General features: G+C 47.7%; 13 protein-coding genes. 2 read left to right on the forward strand and 11 right to left on the reverse strand.

All coding sequences use genetic code 11. The annotated features are described in order from the left end of the window. The first annotated feature begins 8 nt into the window (after positions 1–8). A complete protein-coding gene (locus tag UWK_RS09285) occupies positions 9–497 on the forward strand; it encodes a hypothetical protein (protein ID WP_015404115.1) in 489 nt (162 codons plus the stop codon). Positions 498–551: 54 nt separating this feature from the next. Next, a complete protein-coding gene (locus UWK_RS09290) occupies positions 552–1,142 on the forward strand; it encodes a tetratricopeptide repeat protein (protein WP_015404116.1) in 591 nt (196 codons plus the stop codon). 60 nt (positions 1,143–1,202) lie between these two features. Here UWK_RS09290 and UWK_RS09295 read toward each other — a convergent pair whose 3' ends face one another. The 11 genes from UWK_RS09295 to UWK_RS09345 form a co-directional block, all read right to left on the reverse strand. Then, on the reverse strand, positions 1,203–3,161 hold the full coding sequence (locus tag UWK_RS09295) for a hypothetical protein (RefSeq protein WP_015404117.1): 1,959 nt from the start codon (positions 3,159–3,161) through the stop codon (positions 1,203–1,205). Between the two features lie 88 nt (positions 3,162–3,249). Next, a complete protein-coding gene (locus UWK_RS09300; protein ID WP_015404118.1) occupies positions 3,250–5,247 on the reverse strand; it encodes a DUF6785 family protein in 1,998 nt (665 codons plus the stop codon). Continuing rightward, positions 5,240–10,060, reverse strand: a complete 4,821-nt coding sequence (locus UWK_RS09305; RefSeq protein ID WP_015404119.1) for an FtsX-like permease family protein — start codon at positions 10,058–10,060, stop codon at positions 5,240–5,242. Before UWK_RS09305 ends, UWK_RS09300 begins: the two co-directional genes overlap by 8 nt. Before the next feature lie 5 nt (positions 10,061–10,065). Beyond that, positions 10,066–10,794, reverse strand: coding sequence for an ABC transporter ATP-binding protein (locus UWK_RS09310; RefSeq protein ID WP_015404120.1), 729 nt, complete (start codon positions 10,792–10,794; stop codon positions 10,066–10,068). 8 nt (positions 10,795–10,802) lie between these two features. Next, entirely contained in the window at positions 10,803–11,453 is a 651-nt protein-coding gene (locus UWK_RS09315; protein WP_015404121.1) for an ABC transporter permease, read from the reverse strand. Between the two features lie 106 nt (positions 11,454–11,559). Then, positions 11,560–12,348 carry a polysaccharide deacetylase family protein gene (locus UWK_RS09320; RefSeq protein WP_153304872.1) on the reverse strand — a complete coding sequence of 263 codons (789 nt, stop codon included), beginning with the start codon at positions 12,346–12,348 and terminating at the stop codon, positions 11,560–11,562. Then, positions 12,327–13,502 carry a glycosyltransferase family protein gene (locus UWK_RS09325; protein WP_015404123.1) on the reverse strand — a complete coding sequence of 392 codons (1,176 nt, stop codon included), beginning with the start codon at positions 13,500–13,502 and terminating at the stop codon, positions 12,327–12,329. The genes UWK_RS09320 and UWK_RS09325 overlap by 22 nt, the downstream gene beginning before the upstream one ends. After that, positions 13,499–14,161, reverse strand: a complete 663-nt coding sequence (locus tag UWK_RS09330) for a histidine phosphatase family protein (protein WP_015404124.1) — start codon at positions 14,159–14,161, stop codon at positions 13,499–13,501. The genes UWK_RS09325 and UWK_RS09330 overlap by 4 nt, the downstream gene beginning before the upstream one ends. Then, the gene (locus UWK_RS09335; RefSeq protein WP_015404125.1) at positions 14,145–15,260 is read right to left on the reverse strand and encodes a glycosyltransferase family 4 protein; all 1,116 of its coding nucleotides are present in this window, start codon (positions 15,258–15,260) and stop codon (positions 14,145–14,147) included. The genes UWK_RS09330 and UWK_RS09335 overlap by 17 nt, the downstream gene beginning before the upstream one ends. An 8-nt stretch (positions 15,261–15,268) precedes the next feature. Continuing rightward, entirely contained in the window at positions 15,269–16,543 is a 1,275-nt protein-coding gene (locus UWK_RS09340; protein ID WP_015404126.1) for a glycosyltransferase family 4 protein, read from the reverse strand. Next, positions 16,540–17,736, reverse strand: a complete 1,197-nt coding sequence (locus UWK_RS09345; RefSeq protein WP_015404127.1) for a glycosyltransferase family protein — start codon at positions 17,734–17,736, stop codon at positions 16,540–16,542. Before UWK_RS09345 ends, UWK_RS09340 begins: the two co-directional genes overlap by 4 nt. Positions 17,737–17,772: the final 36 nt, after the last annotated feature.

Raw genomic sequence — 17,772 nt, forward strand, 5'->3', positions numbered from 1 at the left:
GGAGTGTCATGTCAGCTAAAGTATCATTATTCTATGTTATTTTTATGTTTTTCGTTCTTGTGGCGCTGGATGGCTGTGTGTCCGTTTCTTCTTCCACCTTTGGCCTTCAAAAACGAATGGAAGTTGAACAACTTTTTGAATCCGGCACCCTTTTACCTGACCACACATATTACATTGACGGGTCAGAGGTTGAGCCCGATGCTATCATTGCTATTTCGAAAAAATTTCATCTGCAGACGAAGATCTGGACCAGGAGAGAATGGACAGCTGAAGAGTTCAAGAAGGCCGTTTTCTGGATGCAGACTGGAGAGTATGGTTTTTGCAACACTGAAGGGGGAGTGTTGATAGCACCCGATGGTCAACAGATAGGTTTCTGGTACTCAAAAAGGGATATTGGTACCATTCGACAACCAGCTCCTGGGACTGTTGAGGTGTTTCCATTTAAATTCAGACCTGGGTCTCCATGCAGTCGTCAAGACATGATTGATGATTTATGATACTAGTTCTGTTTCGGTCTCTCTTACCTACAATTCAACTCTTTGAGTTTACTCATGCCTGTATATTCTCTCTATTTTGCTCTGTTTTGGGTCCTGTTTACTGTTTCCCCGGTTCTTGCAGGAAATTCACAACATATTATTGAACAGATCAGTCACGACCTGGAGCAGACCACTGACCTGCAGGCAAAAAGCAGTTTACACATCTACCGGGCCAGACAATATGCCAAAATTAACAAATTTGAACTGGCCCTGGAGGATTATAATGATGCCCTGGAACTTACTCATAAGGGCTGGATTCATCTGGAGCGCAGTCATCTACTTCTTGCAGCGGGGAAATATGAATTAGCCTACGAAGATGCAAATGCGGCCAAGGAGGAGGTTCCGACGCTCACCAGGGAGGCTGATAAAGTTATTGAAAAGGCCGTGGCAGAAGTGAGGAGACAATATGAGGCAGAAAATCCCATTTCTATTGTAATGGACAGCAAGGTGAACCCATACAGAAAAACCCGTTTTGACCTGATGAAGAAACAGGGAGTGGGGATGTTTGCTGCCAGTTCTCAAAGAAGAGCCAATAGTGCTGCTGGAAAACATAAAGCTGTAACCAGACAGACAACGTCAAAGTGTGCTCCAAAAGCAAGGAGCTGACGTAGACGCTAGTAGCCCATAAGTTTATGGGCCATTCTGAGCTAAGATGAAGAGGAAGGATCAGTAGGCCATATGACCCAGTGATTTCATAATCAGTGCCAGCCCCATGGCAAACATCCCAGTCAGTCCCATACCGCAGGAAAATCCAGCAAGCAGCACAGGAGCATACTGCCGCCACATGGGACCATACCGTTTGAAAAAGAAATAGCGACCAAGAAATGCACCAAGTACCTCCAATATCAGACCATGGGGGGTAGACTGGCCAAGTCCCCGTACCACTCCATAGATAAGGAGGATGGGCAGGCCAAAGAGACTGAGGAGAAAATACATCAGCAGGCCGAAGCCAAGACCGGAAAAGACGGTGGTACTGTTGAGGGCCTGATAGAACATGGAGTTTCCCTCCATGGTGGATGTCTGCATCAGCAGGGTGTTCAGAGCCTGCAGGTGCCAGAGTTCCTGGGCATAGGGGTAGTGGCTCGATGGTATGGGGGCCAGTCTCCATATAAACTGGGAAAAGAGCAGGCTTGCCACCATAACAATGGGAAAAACCACAATTTCTGCCTTGATAATTCCTCGGATGGAAGTTCCTGTGAGTTCGATTTGCCTGAACTGTACCGTCGCTTCTCCGTAGTTGTGTATGGGGATGGGTGCGTACCAGATTTCAATCCCCTGGTAGCCGAAAAAACGTGCTCCTGCAATGAAACTGGCCTCACGAACCAGTGGCAGGCTGACAAACTGTCCGGCGATACCCTCCATTCTTGCGGTGATGTAGGAAATGATCGGGGTGTAAATAAATCCATAACCGAGAAAGAATATCCATGGAAAATTTGGTACCAGCCAGACGCAGAGTCCGACATACGAAAGAGTCGAGAAAAAATAAATTATTATTGAGATCCAGAAGTTGAAATCACCACGTCCTTTCGGCGGATGGAAGAGATCATGGAGAGTACCCATGTGTTCTTTGGTGCCGTGGTAGGATCGCACTACCGACCAGATTCCAATGCCCCCAATGGCGAGTCCGAGCCCGATACCAAAACTCATATAGAAGTCAAAGTTGTTAGCAAAAACAGTGTCAACGGTAGCCATGCCCGGATGCCAGCGCTGCAGAATTCCCTGAGCATAGAGAATAGGGTTCAGGATAATGGTGATGATGAGACCGATCAGGCCTCCAATAACCGCCCAGAACGGAAGCACCATTCCAACAAAGACCAGGCCCAGATCCAGCTGAATTCCTGTGGCTACCGCAGGAAGGATATCTTCTGTATGGCTGGTAAGTTCTATCCATGGAATGGGGATGAGACGGATCTGTTCGTTAAAAATAAGACCCGAGGCGATGGGCAACAGGACATACACAGCACCAAAGACCAGACCTATCATTCCCCCGATGGAGAAGACCCTCCACTTCCAGCTCTTTTTCTTTTCTTCAGTGGATTCGGCAAGGGCCATGGTTCCCAGTGCGGCAACCGGTGCCATGGGAAATGGCAGTTTCTCAACGTCGGAGGTTATCCTGTAGAGGGCATACCCTAAACCGAAATGATCTATACGCTGAACGATCTGGGAACCCACCAGAAGGAGAATGGGAATCATCCAGTCTCTGTGAAAAAAAGTCCGTTCAACCATCGACATGGAGTCGGGGCCAGGAGCTATCCAGGTAGGAATGAACTCAGTAAGGCCAAGCATTCGGGCCGCATCGGATTGAACGAGATACTGATTCCAGAGCAGACCGGAAAAGGGTGAGGCAAGAGCAGCACCTGCCATGTAGTAGAGAAGGAAGATCTCCTGCTGTTTGAGATCGGAATGTGCGCGCTTTGCCACTTCTGCAAAAAGAATGATGGTTACCCAGCGGGCAGCAGGACCGATGCCCTGGCCAATAACAAGCTGCAGGTACATGGAGCCTGGCATCATCAGAAAACCGATAAAGACGGCACCCACAATGGTCTTCCAGTCAAATCCCTCTTCAAAGTGATCGGGAGGTTTGAGGAGATCTCTATATTCTTTAAGTTCTTTGTCGTCGTACATAGTTAAAAACTCAGGTGTTGAAGTTTGAAGGCTGACGGCTGCAGGTGTTGTTTACCTCTAGCCTTCAGCCTAATCACCTTCTGTCTACTTAATCTGGCAGTACCTGATAGCCAGAATCAGTAAATAATCCCACTATTGCCCAGCCGCCGCCCATCAGAAAATCGCCGATGATCAGGCCGATAAAGAAAAACTGCACTTTTTTAAATAGGGTAACGCCGCCATATCGCATGCATAGAGTGTTACAGGCCCAGCCGATAAAAAAACTGAACCAGAGAATACGCATGGCTGAACTGTAAGCCGTGAGATAGCCTAATGGATGGATGGGCCACCAGTAAAAGCGATGATAGCAGACCACAAGAATGAGCATGACGATTGCCCCTGCGATGGCAAAAAAAGTGATCCAGCTTCCAGTTTCCACAGGAGCCGTTACCAGGCGATGCACATTTTCAAAGACGGTAACTGTGGTTCGACTGGCCCATTCCAGCTGGAGTTCACGGGTACCATAACGATAGTAGAGGGTCATCATGGCAAGGATAGAGGCTCCAAGGCTTGCTAGAATAGTGAAAAAGAGGCCTGAGAAGATGAGGAGGCCGGGGCTTTTTCCATGACTCAGTTTTCTGGCGTGGAGAAGTGAAGGCATGAGTGATTCCCGTAGATCAACAAAGAGTACTTTCTGAGCCATTCCTGCAAGTAATCCATTAATACCGCTGAAAATTTTTGTTCCACTGATCGCTATCAGGCCATCCATTGGTGCTGCAGTGAGAGTGAAGTAAGCAAGACCGCCCTGGCAGATAATTCTGGTGGCAACCATCATAATCATAAATGCCGCACTAAAGAAGAGCGTGGCAGTGAGCAGACTCATGCCGAGCGACACCGCCCAGTATAAGAGCCCGCCGAAGCAGAATACTGCTCCCCAGAAGGAGTAGCGTACATCGAACCATTCGGTTCGTGATTTGCTGGATTTTACCAGAAAGAGAGATTCCTTTGTCACCTCAATGAGATGTGTTCTGGCCAGCCAGATAAGAAAGAAAAAGAAGATACCGTAGGCTCCAATCATCTGAGTTTCTTCAGGCCTTGCCAGGGTTGGACCAAAAGTGATGCCAAGTTCTGATACAGGAATAGTATACCCAAGAAGTCCAAGGACGCCGAAAAAGAGACCGCCCAAAATAAAAAAGAACCAGAAACTAAAAGAGATTTGGCGCGAAGTCAAAAATGCGAATCCGATAAATGCTGGATAGAGATAAATTTTCAGTTTATGGAATCCTGAGAACAGCCCTTCCTTCGGAAAGTAAGGGCCTGCAAGGACAAGTGTCGAGAGTTGGGGGACCGATGGGTAATAAAAATGTAATCCGTTCAATAAGTGGAGAAAAACCGGAACAAGAAGGCCGGCCAGGAGAAAATGGTTTCCAAAAAACCTTCCTATTCTTCCTTCGTCGAGTGAGCTGCAGAGCATTTCAGGGACACGCAGCAGGGGAAAGTTGATGCGTTCGTTGTGGATCCACTGGCGGGAAAGAATATTGATGATAAAGAGCATAAAACCGTATGATAGCAGGATGAAGCTTCCCCAGAGCAGCAGAGGGCTGAGCCATGCCTGCCATGGGATAGTTGAGGCCACCTCAAGCCAGCTCATGCTCCGTCCTCCGGGAATTCCTGTATAGAGCATTTCAATGGCCCGTGGATCCGTGGGGCTGATTCCCTGGGGCAGGAGAGAGCAAAGGGTTTCCTGCCATTGATTCTCAACGGTGGCGTAATGAATGGGTGCTGTCAGGTTGAGGAGAAGAGTCCTGGCCATTCCGGTATATGCAATCCCTGATCCAATGACCATCTCAATCCAGATGATAAGAAGCTCACCGCCAGTGAAGATAAGTGACTTGCTGCGAAGGATCTTTGCTGTTATCGCAGTCAGGATAACAAGGAGAATGAAAATGAAAAAAGGGGCCAGGGGAAAATGACCGCCACCAAGGGGAGTGGCTTGCTGGTACACATTGTTAAACGGTGTGAGGAGGCAGATGGCAGTAGCCAGAATCATACCGACTATAATGGAACGGAACCGAATGGCAGAGGCAGTTTTTGTATGTTCAGGCATCTGCTCTCTCCTTTGCGTTCTGGCTTTCTGTGACTATCTCTTTGAACTGTCCAGCAAAATGGTTGTGGCTTGCCTCGTCAAGGGATCTCCAGACCAGAAGCTGTTTCCGAAGGTCGTGAAGAAATGAGGTGTTGATTCTTTCCCACACGGATTCTTCACCCGAACGGCGCTCAATGGTGACCTTGATTTCAAGATAGTTTGGGTTGTCTTCCACAGGGGAGAACTGAATGTCGACCCATTGCATAATGCCGAAGTCAAATGGGGCGAGCCATACCTTTGAGCGAATATAGGTGCAGTACAAGGTGTGTGGTTGTTCTGTGTTTTCTATGAGAGATCTCATCTCTTCAATATTGCAGCAACTGGATACCAGATTCACAGGACCGGTGGAGAAGAGTCCGTGGGAAACCTCCTGATGGGAGGTGAAGTAACCGAATATAAATCCGCCAATTGAATCGTGCTCATCATATTTCATGAAAAATGGAAGAGTGATGGTGATGCGATTATCAACAGCCCGAGGCAGACTGAAGTTGGCGTTCACGTCGGGGATGGCTATTTTAGCAGCCACCCGAGAGGGGTAGATAACCGAGAGAAGAACCACCCCGATAACAAGCAGCATGGCTGCAACTCCTGCCATAGAAGAGTAATTCACGGTGAGCCCGGCCCAGAGGCTGGTCTCGGCGAAGAGATAGGCAGAAACCTGGGCCAGGAGATAGCCGAGTACAACGGATATTACTGCAAGTGCAAGAGCCTCGGCGATAAAAAGAAAAGAAACATGCGACGGGGCAAGGCCAACCGAAGTGTAGACTGCGATCTCATTCTTTCGTTCATAGACCGAGCTGATCATGGTGTTCAGTACAATGAAAATGGAGATAAGAAGCGGAATGATAATATTGGGCACACCGCTGTACTGTATGGAGTCACTCTGGTTGTAAAGCCATACCCCATCCGTCTCTCCGGCAAAAATGGCCATGGAAAATCTATCGACAAGTCCTTCTGCTGTTTCACTTATGGATGTCCCGCCGCTTGGCAGTACTGCAAGATTTTTGAGTTTGCCGCCAAGGGTGAGCAGGGTTGAGGCTGGTATGATTGCAACCTGAGATGCGGGGATATGATGGTATCTGCTCTGGAAGGAGCGGATATCTTCTCCCGATTCAATGGCTTCCTGTTCTTCTTCGCTGATTTCAGAGCCCGATTCTTCGGGAAAGGTGACAGGAGTCAGAGGTTCTCCATCGAGATCCAGTGCCTTGTCAAAGAGTGCGCCATTAAAAGTTCCGATGACAGTAAAAGTGTATCCCCACAACTTTACTGTTCCGGTACCATCCGTTTTGACTTGAAGGGCGCGTGCCATGTCCTGATCAAGGAGGATGGTTGTACGGTCGTCGCTTGTAAACCATCTTCCGTCTGTTAACAGTTTGTCAAGTCCGGTTATTTCGGCTTCAGAAGGAGAGAGTCCTATCAGGCCCTGAAGTTCTGCACTGCTCTTTCCATGCTGAAGGGGTACATGTACCGCCTGGGTGGGATCCTGAGCTTCGAGCCAGATCCGGGGAGCGATCCCCTGTGCATCCTTGAAGCCGTCTACCAGACCGGCAACCGCTTCAACTGGAAGAGAGCGCCAGTCCACACGTTTTAAAAGCAGCCCCCGATAGGGAGCGTTATCGTTGAATAAAAGTCTGCTCTGTCGTTCTCCCGATTTTACAGTGGTAAAACTCATGATAGTAAAGGTGAGAATTATCAGGGTCAGACAGGTCAGCATTGTCCGAATACGTCTGCGTCTGAGATTGGATACCCCAAGGAAAAAAGCTGCAGTAAAGGCCTTCCAGTGACTGATCTCGGATGGCCGTTTGTGGTTGGCACGCCGTTGTAGAAGAATCATTTCTTCTTCGAACCTGAAAAAGATGATGAGACTTACCATCAGTGACAAACCGAGGATAAAGAAAGCGAGGATAATTACAGTTGGACTGTATGCAAGTTGGAATGCCGGGTGGACCTGATAAATAATGGTAATCAGCGTGAGGAGGATGACACAGAAAGCGATGATCCTCTTGTATATATTCGCATAATTAAAGAGAAACCTTTCCATACAGAAGGCAAAAGGAACAAAGAGTGCGATATAAAAAAGGACGCCAAAGAGTACATCCTTTTGGGTCTTTTCAACCTGGACATAGACACGGTTGGCAAGTGCCATGGACTCGGATGCTGCACTGCTGAAGGTGTGGTAGTCAAATGTTCTGAGGCTGTTTTCCGCCTTTGTCAATGCAGTGAGTCCGCGCTCTTCAAGCTGACTGATCTTGTTATCAAAAATACCATGCTTTTCAAGGTTCTTGATGCGTGGCGAGAGAAGAGTCCAGACATCGGAAGCGGCTCGAAATACGGTGTTGTCAATGGTGCTGAATTGATCCACCGGATAGCCAAAGCCCATTGGTTCTTCAAAACTGCCGTTGGTGAGGATCATTTTACGTGTCAGCACATTATCCGAGAGGATGGCCTTGAGCCAGGTTCCCGGTTCTGTGTAGATGGAGGCCATGGTGGAGCTGCGGGTGTCGATTCTGCTGTACCAGTAATGGGCAGGCGGGGCGTCACGTCGACCATCGAGCAGTTCGATTTTGGTGAGATAGTTAAAATTACGCGGCTCCAGAAGGCCAAAAATAGTGGTTTCTTTGCAGCTGAAGAGTATGAGGTCGGTTTTAATTTCGCTTCTGCGGATCTTGAGACGGTAATTGTTTTTTCCGGTGGCTTTTTTGTCAATAGCCCAGAGAACCTCTCCACTGTTTTTATCGAAGCGGTAGCCTTCAATAATGAGCTTATCAAGGACGTGTTTTTTGTCGGCAATGCCCTTGAGCTGGAAGGTTCCGGAGGAATCCACCATGGTATAATGTTTTTGGGTTCCCTGGTAGGCAAGCAGCACTGTCTTCGCGGCCGGATAATCGGCAAAAAGCTCCCCCTGGAGAAGAAGATTTGCCCTGCCGGATACCGTTGCAAATCCATTTAATGGAAGCTTTCCGGATTGGAGAGGCGCAGACCCTGCCATGGCCTCAACCATGTCAGCAATCAACAGGGCTTGATTTTCAAGTGCCTCCCAGTTGATCTTTGCAGGCGTGTCCCAGGGAGTACCCCATAATGCTCTGGAGTCTCCGGTGCTCACCAGGCTGATGCCCAGGAATCCGGCGAGTGAGGCAACCTCACCGCCAAGAGCCGGTTTGTCAAGAAACCAGGAATCCCAGGAGCGAAGTCGGCTGGGACGAAGAGTGTTGACATAGGGGGTAGTGCTGTGGCTTCTGGCAGCAGTTGCATCAAGGAGATCGGCTATGACCGAGAATACCCCTGTTCGATTGACTCTGGCTTTCAGGTTATAGAGAAAACCCTGATGAAAAGTACCCAGGCCATTACCATGACTTGAGAGGTGCAGTGAGACAAATGCTGCTATTTCATAGTCAGATAACAGGGTTCTGAAGGCATAGGCACTCAGGAGGCAGGATCTGCGGGTCTGGAGTTCCTCTTTTCGCTCTTCCATGATTGCGATGGCTGCCGGAATGGCCTTTTGGAAGAGCTCAGCTTCTTCTTGTCCCATATCGTGAAAACTGTTGCGCCAGGTCAGGCGACGAAAAAGGAGACGCTTTTTTGAAAGTGTTTTTATTATTTTTTTCGTTTCAGGAGTACTTTCATTCTTCAATCGAAGGGTGTTGAGTTCTCGGGAAATTGCATCAACGGAAAGTTTAAGATGATCTTCAATGGAAAGGCTGATGATCGCATCCCGTTCGTCATCCTCTGCCAGTGGCAGAGTCAGATCCAGATCCTTGAGGGTTTTCAGGTAGGTCTTTGTGGCTGCAAGTTCTGTCTTGAGCTGTTTTTTCTGGGTTCGGAGAATTTTTGACTTTGAGCTGATACTCCAGATAAGTTCGCGCATTCCCGCCAATGCTTCATTATGCCCACTGGTGGCAACAAGCAGTACTGATCGAGCCGGAGGACTTTTTTTTAGCCGTTGTGCAGTTTGCAGCAGGGTGGCAATGGAGCTGGCCTCATCTGCTCCGGGTGCCCTTCCGGCAACGTATCCAGAGCTGTCATAAAAACCATCGATTACCAGAAGTTGATTTTTCAGTTCGGGATCAGAACCGGGAATCAGGCCATAGATTGTTTCGGATACAGTATCCTCCCAATACGCCTCGGCTGTCACCATGGCAGTTGTCGCAATGAGACCTGGGGTATCAAAAGAAAAATTATCAAAATAACTTTTGATATCAGTAAGTTCAATCCAGAAGCATGGAAGTTGAATGGGGGTGAGTTCTTCCTTTTCGGTGAACAGATATTTGGAGGTTTGAGGTGACGAGTTCAGATATATAATGGCTTGCGCTCCAAGCGATGCAAGCTGCTGCCAGTTCTGACCGGAATCAGCATCGAGGACAATAATGGCATCTTTGATCTGCATCCCCTGGATGTCGGACCAGTTTCCTGCACCAACATAGTAGAGCGGGCCACTCACAGAGCCGTTGGTGGATTCAGGGGTAATGGCGTTGTAGCGAAGTGCATTCAAGCTGATTGTTTTTTTACCAATCTGCAAGTTTGCACCTTTTGTTGTACGAACAGGGATAAGGAAACGATAGGTTTCAGGTTCAATTTCCAGGGCTTGAAACTGTTCTTTTATGAAGTCAGCTGCCGTTTTGAGCCCCGTACTTCCGGTTGTTCTTTCTGCACCACTGCTCAGTTGGGTAATCTGGGCCTGTAAAGAGAGCAGTTCGGACGCAAAGGACGGGAAAATCCCATAGAGTGAAACAAGAAGAAAAGAGGCAAAACATATATGGAGTCGAAGAAAAGCCATGGTGGTCAGCTGCTCATTCCTCCAGTGTTGATTTCAAGTTCATCGCGATCCTGGATTTTGTCCACCCGGCCATCACGAATCCAGATAACCTGATCCGAGACATTGAGCATTTTATAGTCATGGGTGGCAGAGATTACCGTGACTCCCTGCTTGTCGCTCATCTCTTTTAAAAGTGAAATGATTTCCTCACCAGTTTTAAGGTCCAGATTTCCTGTGGGTTCATCGGCTAAAATAATGGACGGGGTATTGGCAAGGGCCCTTGCCACTGCCACACGCTGCTGCTGACCACCGGAGAGCTCGGCAGGTTTATGTCCGTGTCTGCCTTCAAGACCGACTTGGATCAGGAGTTCCATACCGCGCTGGGTGGCGGCTTCATTGGGGGTTCCGGCAAAGGTCATAGGGAGGGTGACATTTTCAAGGGCAGTCATTACTGGAATCAGGTTAAATGTTTGAAATATATATCCAATTTTACGACAGCGCAACCATGCAAGCTCATAGGCATCGAGTTGGGCAATATCCACTTCATCGATAAATACTTTGCCCTCTGTTGGTTTATCAAGCCCTCCAATCATATTGAAAAGGGTGGATTTTCCAGAGCCGGATGGCCCCATGATGGAGACATACTTTCCGGTTTCTATCTCAAGATCGATCCCCTTCAGTACCTTGACTACTATTTTACCCAGGTCAAAATCTTTGGTGACATCTGTTACGCGAACTATCTGTTTTTTCGTCATTTGTTTGCTCACTGTTCAACCCGCATGGCTTCAACTGGCTGCATTCTGGCGGCTATTATTGCCGGGTATAAGACCCCCAGTAAACTCAGGCCGATACCAGTGATGATGGCAAGAGCAGATGAGGAGAGAATAGTCTGCCAGGGGGAAAGGGATATAATATCAGTTCCAAAACGGAGTAGTGCGCTCAAAAAAGCGATTGTCCCGCCAAGGATTGCGCCGATCAGCGATCCTGCCAGTCCCTGAATTGCAGCTTCCATAATGAAGATTCGCACAATAAACCTGTCGAGCGCGCCCAGGCATTTCATTGTTCCTATCTCACGAAAACGTTCAGTGACGGACATGAGTTGGGCATTGATTATTCCTACGACACAGACAAGAAGAGAGAGGATGACTATCCAACGCTGTTTTGGAGAGGCGGAAAGGCTGGTATCGCCGGGGGTTATGTCGTAACCGCTTTGGATCAGGCTTTGCTGAAAATCTGGTCTGCCGCTTGCCAGCATTCCATCACCAATATCAAGAGTTATCTGACTGAAGGCAAGAAAGGAGACGGCAAGAACCAGGGTCAGGGTTGTAACCAGTGAACGAAAGAAACGTGCCCGGATCGACTTATAGGACATCAAAAATGATTGTTTCCATGGCAGTACTACCAAGTGTCTCATTGCTTCTCTGATTGTTGGAGTTTTCGCAAATTGCAGGGCACACGATATATACTCAAGTGGTACTCATCACGAGCATATCGTTTTTGATGCCTTTTGGCAATCTTTCCTATATCAGTTCACGAAAGAGCAGTGGATGAATGGCAGGGAATGAGGTGATAGTTTTAAGAAACAGATCCAGAAACTCAAAAGCCGTTGTATCCATCCGTTGGTGATGAATCATGACTCCCCCTGTGCCGCTGCTGATGCCTCTTTCAAGTTCCTGAAGCAGAGTATTGAATGAAATCTCAGGTTCAACTTCTTTTCTGGTGTGAAGATCAATGTTGACCTGTAAATCGGGGAGACCGTGTGGGCAAACCGGTTTTGCACCTATGCTTCTTGAAACAGCTTTGAATCCCAGGTGCTGTAATCCCTTTAGGGTGTCAAGGCTGCAACGGTTCCATGGCGGGGTGAAAAATGGTGAAAAATTGTCTTCCAGGAGGGTTTCGAGGCGATTTTTTCCGTTTTTCAGGTCTTCTATCTGCTCTGTTACGGATCTGGCTGGGCCGAACTCCTGTTTTTTTCCCTTCGTCTCATGGTTTCGATGGAGCCATCCATGCTGATGCCAGCACCACTGGGAACTATTGGTCTTCGTGAGGGACTGCAGGGTGATAAAGCGCGTAGCAGTGAGCCAGGTCGGAACCACTGCCAGACAAAGGGGTAATCTGTGTTTTATGAAAAGCTCTGCAAGGTGACTAAACTGTTTGCCCGGGACACCAATGTCATCGGCTCGAAAAAAAATCTTCGCCTCACCGCTTCCATGTGCAAGACCTTTTTCCAGGGCATTTTTCAGTAGCTGTTCCGTGTTGTCGGGAAGATTTGTGTAGAGAGCAGATATCATCTCGTTTTTTGGCTCCATAGTTTAGGGTCACTTATCAGTTTACAGCTCAGCATGGCGCCGTTGAGTTGGGCCTGGCTTGTCTTTTTGTTGAACCGAAGCTGGGCCGTGATTTTTTCAGCCAAATGCCGCGGTTCCAGATCTTCTGATTCCAGCAGCATGAAGTCAGATGTCCTGGAGAAGGCAGAAATTCGCATGCGCTGTTCACGATTCTGAGCAAAGGGATAGAGAAGTGCTGGAATCCCGGCAGCAAGAAGGTTCATGCAGGTGTTATACCCTGCCATGGAGATAGAAATATCCGCAGCTTCAAGCCAGTCAGGAAAATTAGAGCAGAAACTGTGTACTGTGATATTTGAGGCAGGTACTGCTTTCAGCCCTTCCTGCAAGCCCGGGGCACTGTATATGCCAGTAAAGAGATGAATATGGATGGTATTTGTCTTCTGCTCCAGAAGAAGAGCGGCCTGGGCAGTTGCGTACAGGAGTTCAGCTCCCACATTCCCGCCACCTATGGAGGCGACAACCAGCTTGTCTTCAGCAGATAAACCGAGATCCTGCCGTAGCATGCTTCCTGCTTTCTGTCTTGTCATAGTTGGAGCAATAAATCCAGTATATCTGTATGGAATTGTGATGGAATCCATACTTCCGAATGTATTCTGTAGCGGAATAAAATCAGGGTCGGAGTGGATCAGCAGGCCGTCAAAAGAACTGTTTAGTTTTTGTAAAACCCTGGCCTCAAATTTGTGTTTATCTGTTTTCTCAACAAGAATATCCCGAAGACTGCAGAGGCGGAGACAGGGGGGCAATGTTCTTGATCCAATGTCATCCAGAATTGGATCAAGTTCAAAGCGAAAGGCTTTTCTCCCGAAGGGATAGAGTTCAATTAAAAAGATGTCTGGCTGAAAGGAGGTAAAGAAATCAAAAAGCTGCTTTCTACGATTCTCTTTAACCTGCTTAAGATCAGCACCTTCCGCACAGGGAAGGAGCTCCGAAAACTCTGCATCCATTTTCAGGCCCGGAAGCTGCAAAAAATGGACGGCAGATTCAGGCAGATTGACATCGGGGCCGCCAAGTATCATTACCGTTTCGTGCCGTTCTGCCAGTGCTTCACATATTGCAAGGCTGCGGTGAAAATGCCCAATACCGAGGACGTGTTGGCAGTAGCAGGCGATCTTCATTGGTTTTCAGCTTTGTCAGGAGTTGGCAGGATATTGAGTGGCCCCAGCTGGAGTGAGTCCCATCCTCCAAGAAGGAGATGGAGCTGCCGCTTCTGCAGGAGTTTCTCTTCCTCTGGGAGGAAAGCGCGGCCGGCCAGATGATAAATAATTGATTTAACAATCCCTTCATGGGATATAACAAGAATTCGTTTTCCAGGATACTTGCGTGGTATGTCTTTGATGACAGGCAGGGCGCGTTGTAGCACTTCTTTTCTGCTCTCCCCACCGGGTGGCCGGAAATCCCAGCCGGCACGTATCTGGGTGGCGAGTTCTTCTGGCTGTTGGTTCTTGAGTTCGCGAAACGATTTCCCCTCCCATTCTCCCCAGGCCTGTTCTCGCAAACTTTGCTTCCATTCAACCGGGACAGAATTGCAGTATTGCTGGATAATGGCCACGGTTTCCCTGACCCTTCCAAGATCACTGGCAACAATATGATCAATAGCGTAGTTCCCGATAAACCTGCCCCAGTCGTGGACCTGCTTGCTTCCCTTGCTGGAAAGTGGTGAATCCTGGCGTCCCTGTATTCTGCCCTCTTCGTTCCATAGGGTTTTTCCGTGACGCAGCAAAGCTATTAGCGTTTGATTCGGTTCTACAGTGTTTCCTTTAAAGAGTCTCTGCATGGCTCATCAGAATATGTTCAAATTTGAGGTAATTGGAATGGAGGTCGTGATTTTGACGGACATGTTTTGCTGCTGCTGCTCCCATTATAGTGCGTTGTCGTTTGTCCTGCAGTAACAGTTTGATGCGCAGGCAAAAAGAGTCTTCGTCAAAGGGTTTGGTGAGAAATGCTGTTTTGTTCTGATCGACAATCTCAGGGATTCCACCGTTGTCAAAGGCAACGACGGGCAGGCCACAGGATTGGGCTTCAAGATATACCATCCCGAGTGATTCCCTGATTCCGGGAAATGCAAAAAGATCTCCCCCTGAGTAGAAGCGATACATGTTCTCCCTCGCAATGCGGCCGGTAAAAATGACTCTGTCTGGGAGATGTTGATTGGCCAGTTTTATCAGCGTTTCCCGTTCGCTGCCGTCTCCTGCAATTATCAGCTTAAACGGAACACTCTTTTTTACCAGTTTGGCTAAGGATTTTATCATCCAGGCAAGTCCCTCGGTCTTTACATCGGGACGAAACATGGCTGCGGTAAGAATGACAGGTTCTTCATCTATTTGCCACGCTCGATGCATTTTTTTTCGTTCGGTTTGATCAAAGCAAAACGATTCAGGGAAAATACCTGGTTTTATATAAGCAAGTTTTTCCGGAGGAATGATTCTTTGCAGGTTTTCCAGATCCACTTTCCTGTTGCTGAAGAGTTGATCAGCCTGCTGCAGGCTGTGGCGATTGAGATAGAACCCGATCTTTCCTTTCAATCTGCGCCTCTGTTTTGTGGAGTATATACCCTGAAAGATACAGTAAGGGATATTGAATTTTTTACATAATCCAGGCCCCAGCAGGTCAGGGGCTTTATAGTAGCAGTGATAGCTGAGCCATAAATCAGGGGAAAAATTCCGAAGACGCTGTGAGGTGTCTCTTCGTTCTTTGAATATTTTAATAAAACGTATTGGGTTAAGATAGATCCATCGTGTCCTGAGACTGCTTGCGATCAGCACCTGATGTCCCTGTGCAACGAGAAAATCATGGAGCCCTGTGGCAATGATAAGGTCTCCCGAAGGATTGGAGTGATCAAGGGGCTTGAAGGGGGCGTAGAAACAGATCCGCATATGTAGTGTTACTGCGCTTTTTTTTGATTTGTTTCCAGCTGATTACGGAAGATATCACCCATTGCTGCAATGAGTCGGCGGTTGTCGAAATGTTTTTGTGTGTGTTTAATGCCACCCTGGATAAGTGTTTTTCTCAGTGGTTTGTTTTCCAGGATTTCCCGAATGTGGCCAGCCATTGTTTCAGGCTCTGATGGAGCAACTGTAATGCCGCTTGTATTATGGATGAGAATTTCAGGAATTGCAGAAACAGTGGTAGAAAGTCCCGGGACGCCCATGGCCAGACTCTCAACCAGCACATTGGGAATGCCGTCACGATCACCGTTCCTTGCGATTTCACAGGCCAGTACAAAAAGATCACTCTCCTCGAACTGTTTGAGGACCTCCTTATGGGTCCGGGTACCTAAACATTGACAGTGATCGGCAAGTCCGAGTTCTGTGATGAGTTTCTGGATCTTCTCTCTGTCATCTCCATCCCCGATCAGGGTATGCTGAAACTGAATGTTTTGATTTTTCAGGATTTGCAGGGCCTTGTACAGAGTTGGTAAACCTTTTTTCTCAGTCATCCGTGCAACCGTTAACAATCTGTACGGCGGAGCGCATTCTGTATGGTCGGTCTCAGGTGAAAAGAGTTTCAGGTCAATTCCATGGTAAATACAATAAATAGGGGTGTTGAGTCCATCTGCAATGTTCTCGAGGTGTTTTCGATTGTAATCAGTACAGGTAATAACGAATTCGGCCAGCCTGATTTTTTCACGGAGCTGCTCAGGGTTTGAAGTGTAAATATCCTTTGCATGGGCGGTAAAGCTGAAGGATCTACCGGAAAGGAGTGCTGCGAACATGGTAACCGAAGTGGGGGAATGGGCAAAATGGCCATGAAGGTGGCTAAGAGTACTATCTTTCAAAAGGTGGTGATTTGTCAGGTAACCTGCCTGAAGAAGATGTTTGAACGTGGCCAGATTTGCGGTTCGTTTGTAGCGTCTGTGGGCAAGTCCAAGTCCATGCTTAAAGAGGGAAGGGCGTTTGATTGCGAGGAAAATGTTGGGCAGAAGCAGTCGGGGAAACTCAAGTAGCAGTTCGGTGGGGAGATAATCCACCCGAGCCTGAATCTGTTTTACGGAATCATGACAAAAATTCTCCCTGGGATGACGCATGGGGAAAAGTCGCATACGAAAACCGAGCTGCTCAAGAAGTAAGATTTCGTTTGAAATAAAGGTTTCTGAAATGCGGGGATAGCCCTTAAGGATGTATCCGAGTGTGTGGACTGTCTTTGGGAAAGCGTTCATGGGAAATCCCTGAAATGTCCGATTCGATCCCGCATGGTGTCCAGGCCTGAGAGCTTAAAGTTAGCCATATTGCCTTTGTATTCAGTGCCTTTTTTGAGAATAGTCACAATTTTATCTCGAAGGAACTGGGCCGAGACCTTCTTCCAGGGAAGGTGGTCAATAAGACCCTGTTCGGTGAGTTTTTCGGCCCGAATCAATTGCTCCTTGCGAGGAGTTTCTCTGGGGATGATGAGAGCTGGAGTTTGCTGACTCAGGATTTCACATATGGTGTTATATCCACCCATGGAAATGACGAGGTCGGCGGCCCCGATTAATTGTTCCATGCGTGGATGAAATGGCTGTGATTTGATGCCATATCGTTTTGCTCTTTTTTTAAGATACTCCCGGCTTGATTTTGGCATAAATGGGCCGGTGATCATCAGAGATTTAAATGGAAGGGATGTGGGGAAAAAATCGTGCATGGAGATATAGTGTTCAAGGAGTTCACATCCGTCTCCTCCACCTCCAGTGGTGACAAGAATAAATATGTCCTCGTCAAGGATTCGGTAGCTTTTCCTGAGCTTTTTGCGGATGCTTTTCGAATTTTGTTTTCGTGGAATATATCCTGTAAAACATATCTTGGACTTGAGTGTGGAGGGGATGTTGTATTCGATTATCGGATCATAAATGTTCTGATTACCATAGACCCAGATTTCATCGTATAATTCTTCAAGGTAGCGGTATACATCTTTGCTCTTCCAATCGTCACAAACGACGGATGATTCGTCAAGTATATCGCGAAGTCCGAGAATCGTTTTGGTATCAGGTAGAGTTTTGCGAAGCCATTGAAGTGTCGGTAGTACTTCTTTTTTTAGCCCCAGGGGTTCCTTGTCTACAATAAAAAGATCGGGCTTAAATGCCCTTGCCGTGGCACTGATGATGTTTTTTCTGATATGAAGTGCCTGGTTGGGGTCGATACGGATGGAGAGGGACTGGTATTCGTCGTTGGTCTTTTTTATCATCCCAGGAATACGCACAAAATCGACCTGCTCAGGGAGAGTAAAGCGTCCGGCGATTGGAGATCCGGTAAGGATAAGGATGTTCACCTCTTTTCCCGAAAGATGGCGGGCAATTGCCATGGAGCGTCGGATATGTCCAAGTCCGTAAGTATCATGGGAATACATAAGGATGTTGTATATGGAAGAGCGAGTCATGTTGGTAATTTGTAATCTATTAGCAACATAGGGGAA

Origin of the sequence: Desulfocapsa sulfexigens DSM 10523, assembly GCF_000341395.1 — a bacterium.
Lineage (GTDB): Bacteria > Desulfobacterota > Desulfobulbia > Desulfobulbales > Desulfocapsaceae > Desulfocapsa > Desulfocapsa sulfexigens.

What these genes read in the sequence shown, in the direction of transcription:
- UWK_RS09305 (WP_015404119.1), bottom strand. Translation starts at nt 10,060, where the DNA reads ATGGCTTTTCTTCGACTCCATATATGTTTTGCCTCTTTTCTTCTTGTT.
- UWK_RS09330 (WP_015404124.1), bottom strand. Translation starts at nt 14,161, where the DNA reads ATGCAGAGACTCTTTAAAGGAAACACTGTAGAACCGAATCAAACGCTA.
- UWK_RS09340 (WP_015404126.1), bottom strand. Translation starts at nt 16,543, where the DNA reads ATGAACGCTTTCCCAAAGACAGTCCACACACTCGGATACATCCTTAAG.
- UWK_RS09335 (WP_015404125.1), bottom strand. Translation starts at nt 15,260, where the DNA reads ATGCGGATCTGTTTCTACGCCCCCTTCAAGCCCCTTGATCACTCCAAT.
- UWK_RS09315 (WP_015404121.1), bottom strand. Translation starts at nt 11,453, where the DNA reads ATGAGACACTTGGTAGTACTGCCATGGAAACAATCATTTTTGATGTCC.
- UWK_RS09325 (WP_015404123.1), bottom strand. Translation starts at nt 13,502, where the DNA reads ATGAAGATCGCCTGCTACTGCCAACACGTCCTCGGTATTGGGCATTTT.
- UWK_RS09295 (WP_015404117.1), bottom strand. Translation starts at nt 3,161, where the DNA reads ATGTACGACGACAAAGAACTTAAAGAATATAGAGATCTCCTCAAACCT.
- UWK_RS09285 (WP_015404115.1), top strand. Translation starts at nt 9, where the DNA reads ATGTCAGCTAAAGTATCATTATTCTATGTTATTTTTATGTTTTTCGTT.
- UWK_RS09300 (WP_015404118.1), bottom strand. Translation starts at nt 5,247, where the DNA reads ATGCCTGAACATACAAAAACTGCCTCTGCCATTCGGTTCCGTTCCATT.
- UWK_RS09320 (WP_153304872.1), bottom strand. Translation starts at nt 12,348, where the DNA reads ATGGAGCCAAAAAACGAGATGATATCTGCTCTCTACACAAATCTTCCC.
- UWK_RS09290 (WP_015404116.1), top strand. Translation starts at nt 552, where the DNA reads ATGCCTGTATATTCTCTCTATTTTGCTCTGTTTTGGGTCCTGTTTACT.
- UWK_RS09310 (WP_015404120.1), bottom strand. Translation starts at nt 10,794, where the DNA reads ATGACGAAAAAACAGATAGTTCGCGTAACAGATGTCACCAAAGATTTT.
- UWK_RS09345 (WP_015404127.1), bottom strand. Translation starts at nt 17,736, where the DNA reads ATGACTCGCTCTTCCATATACAACATCCTTATGTATTCCCATGATACT.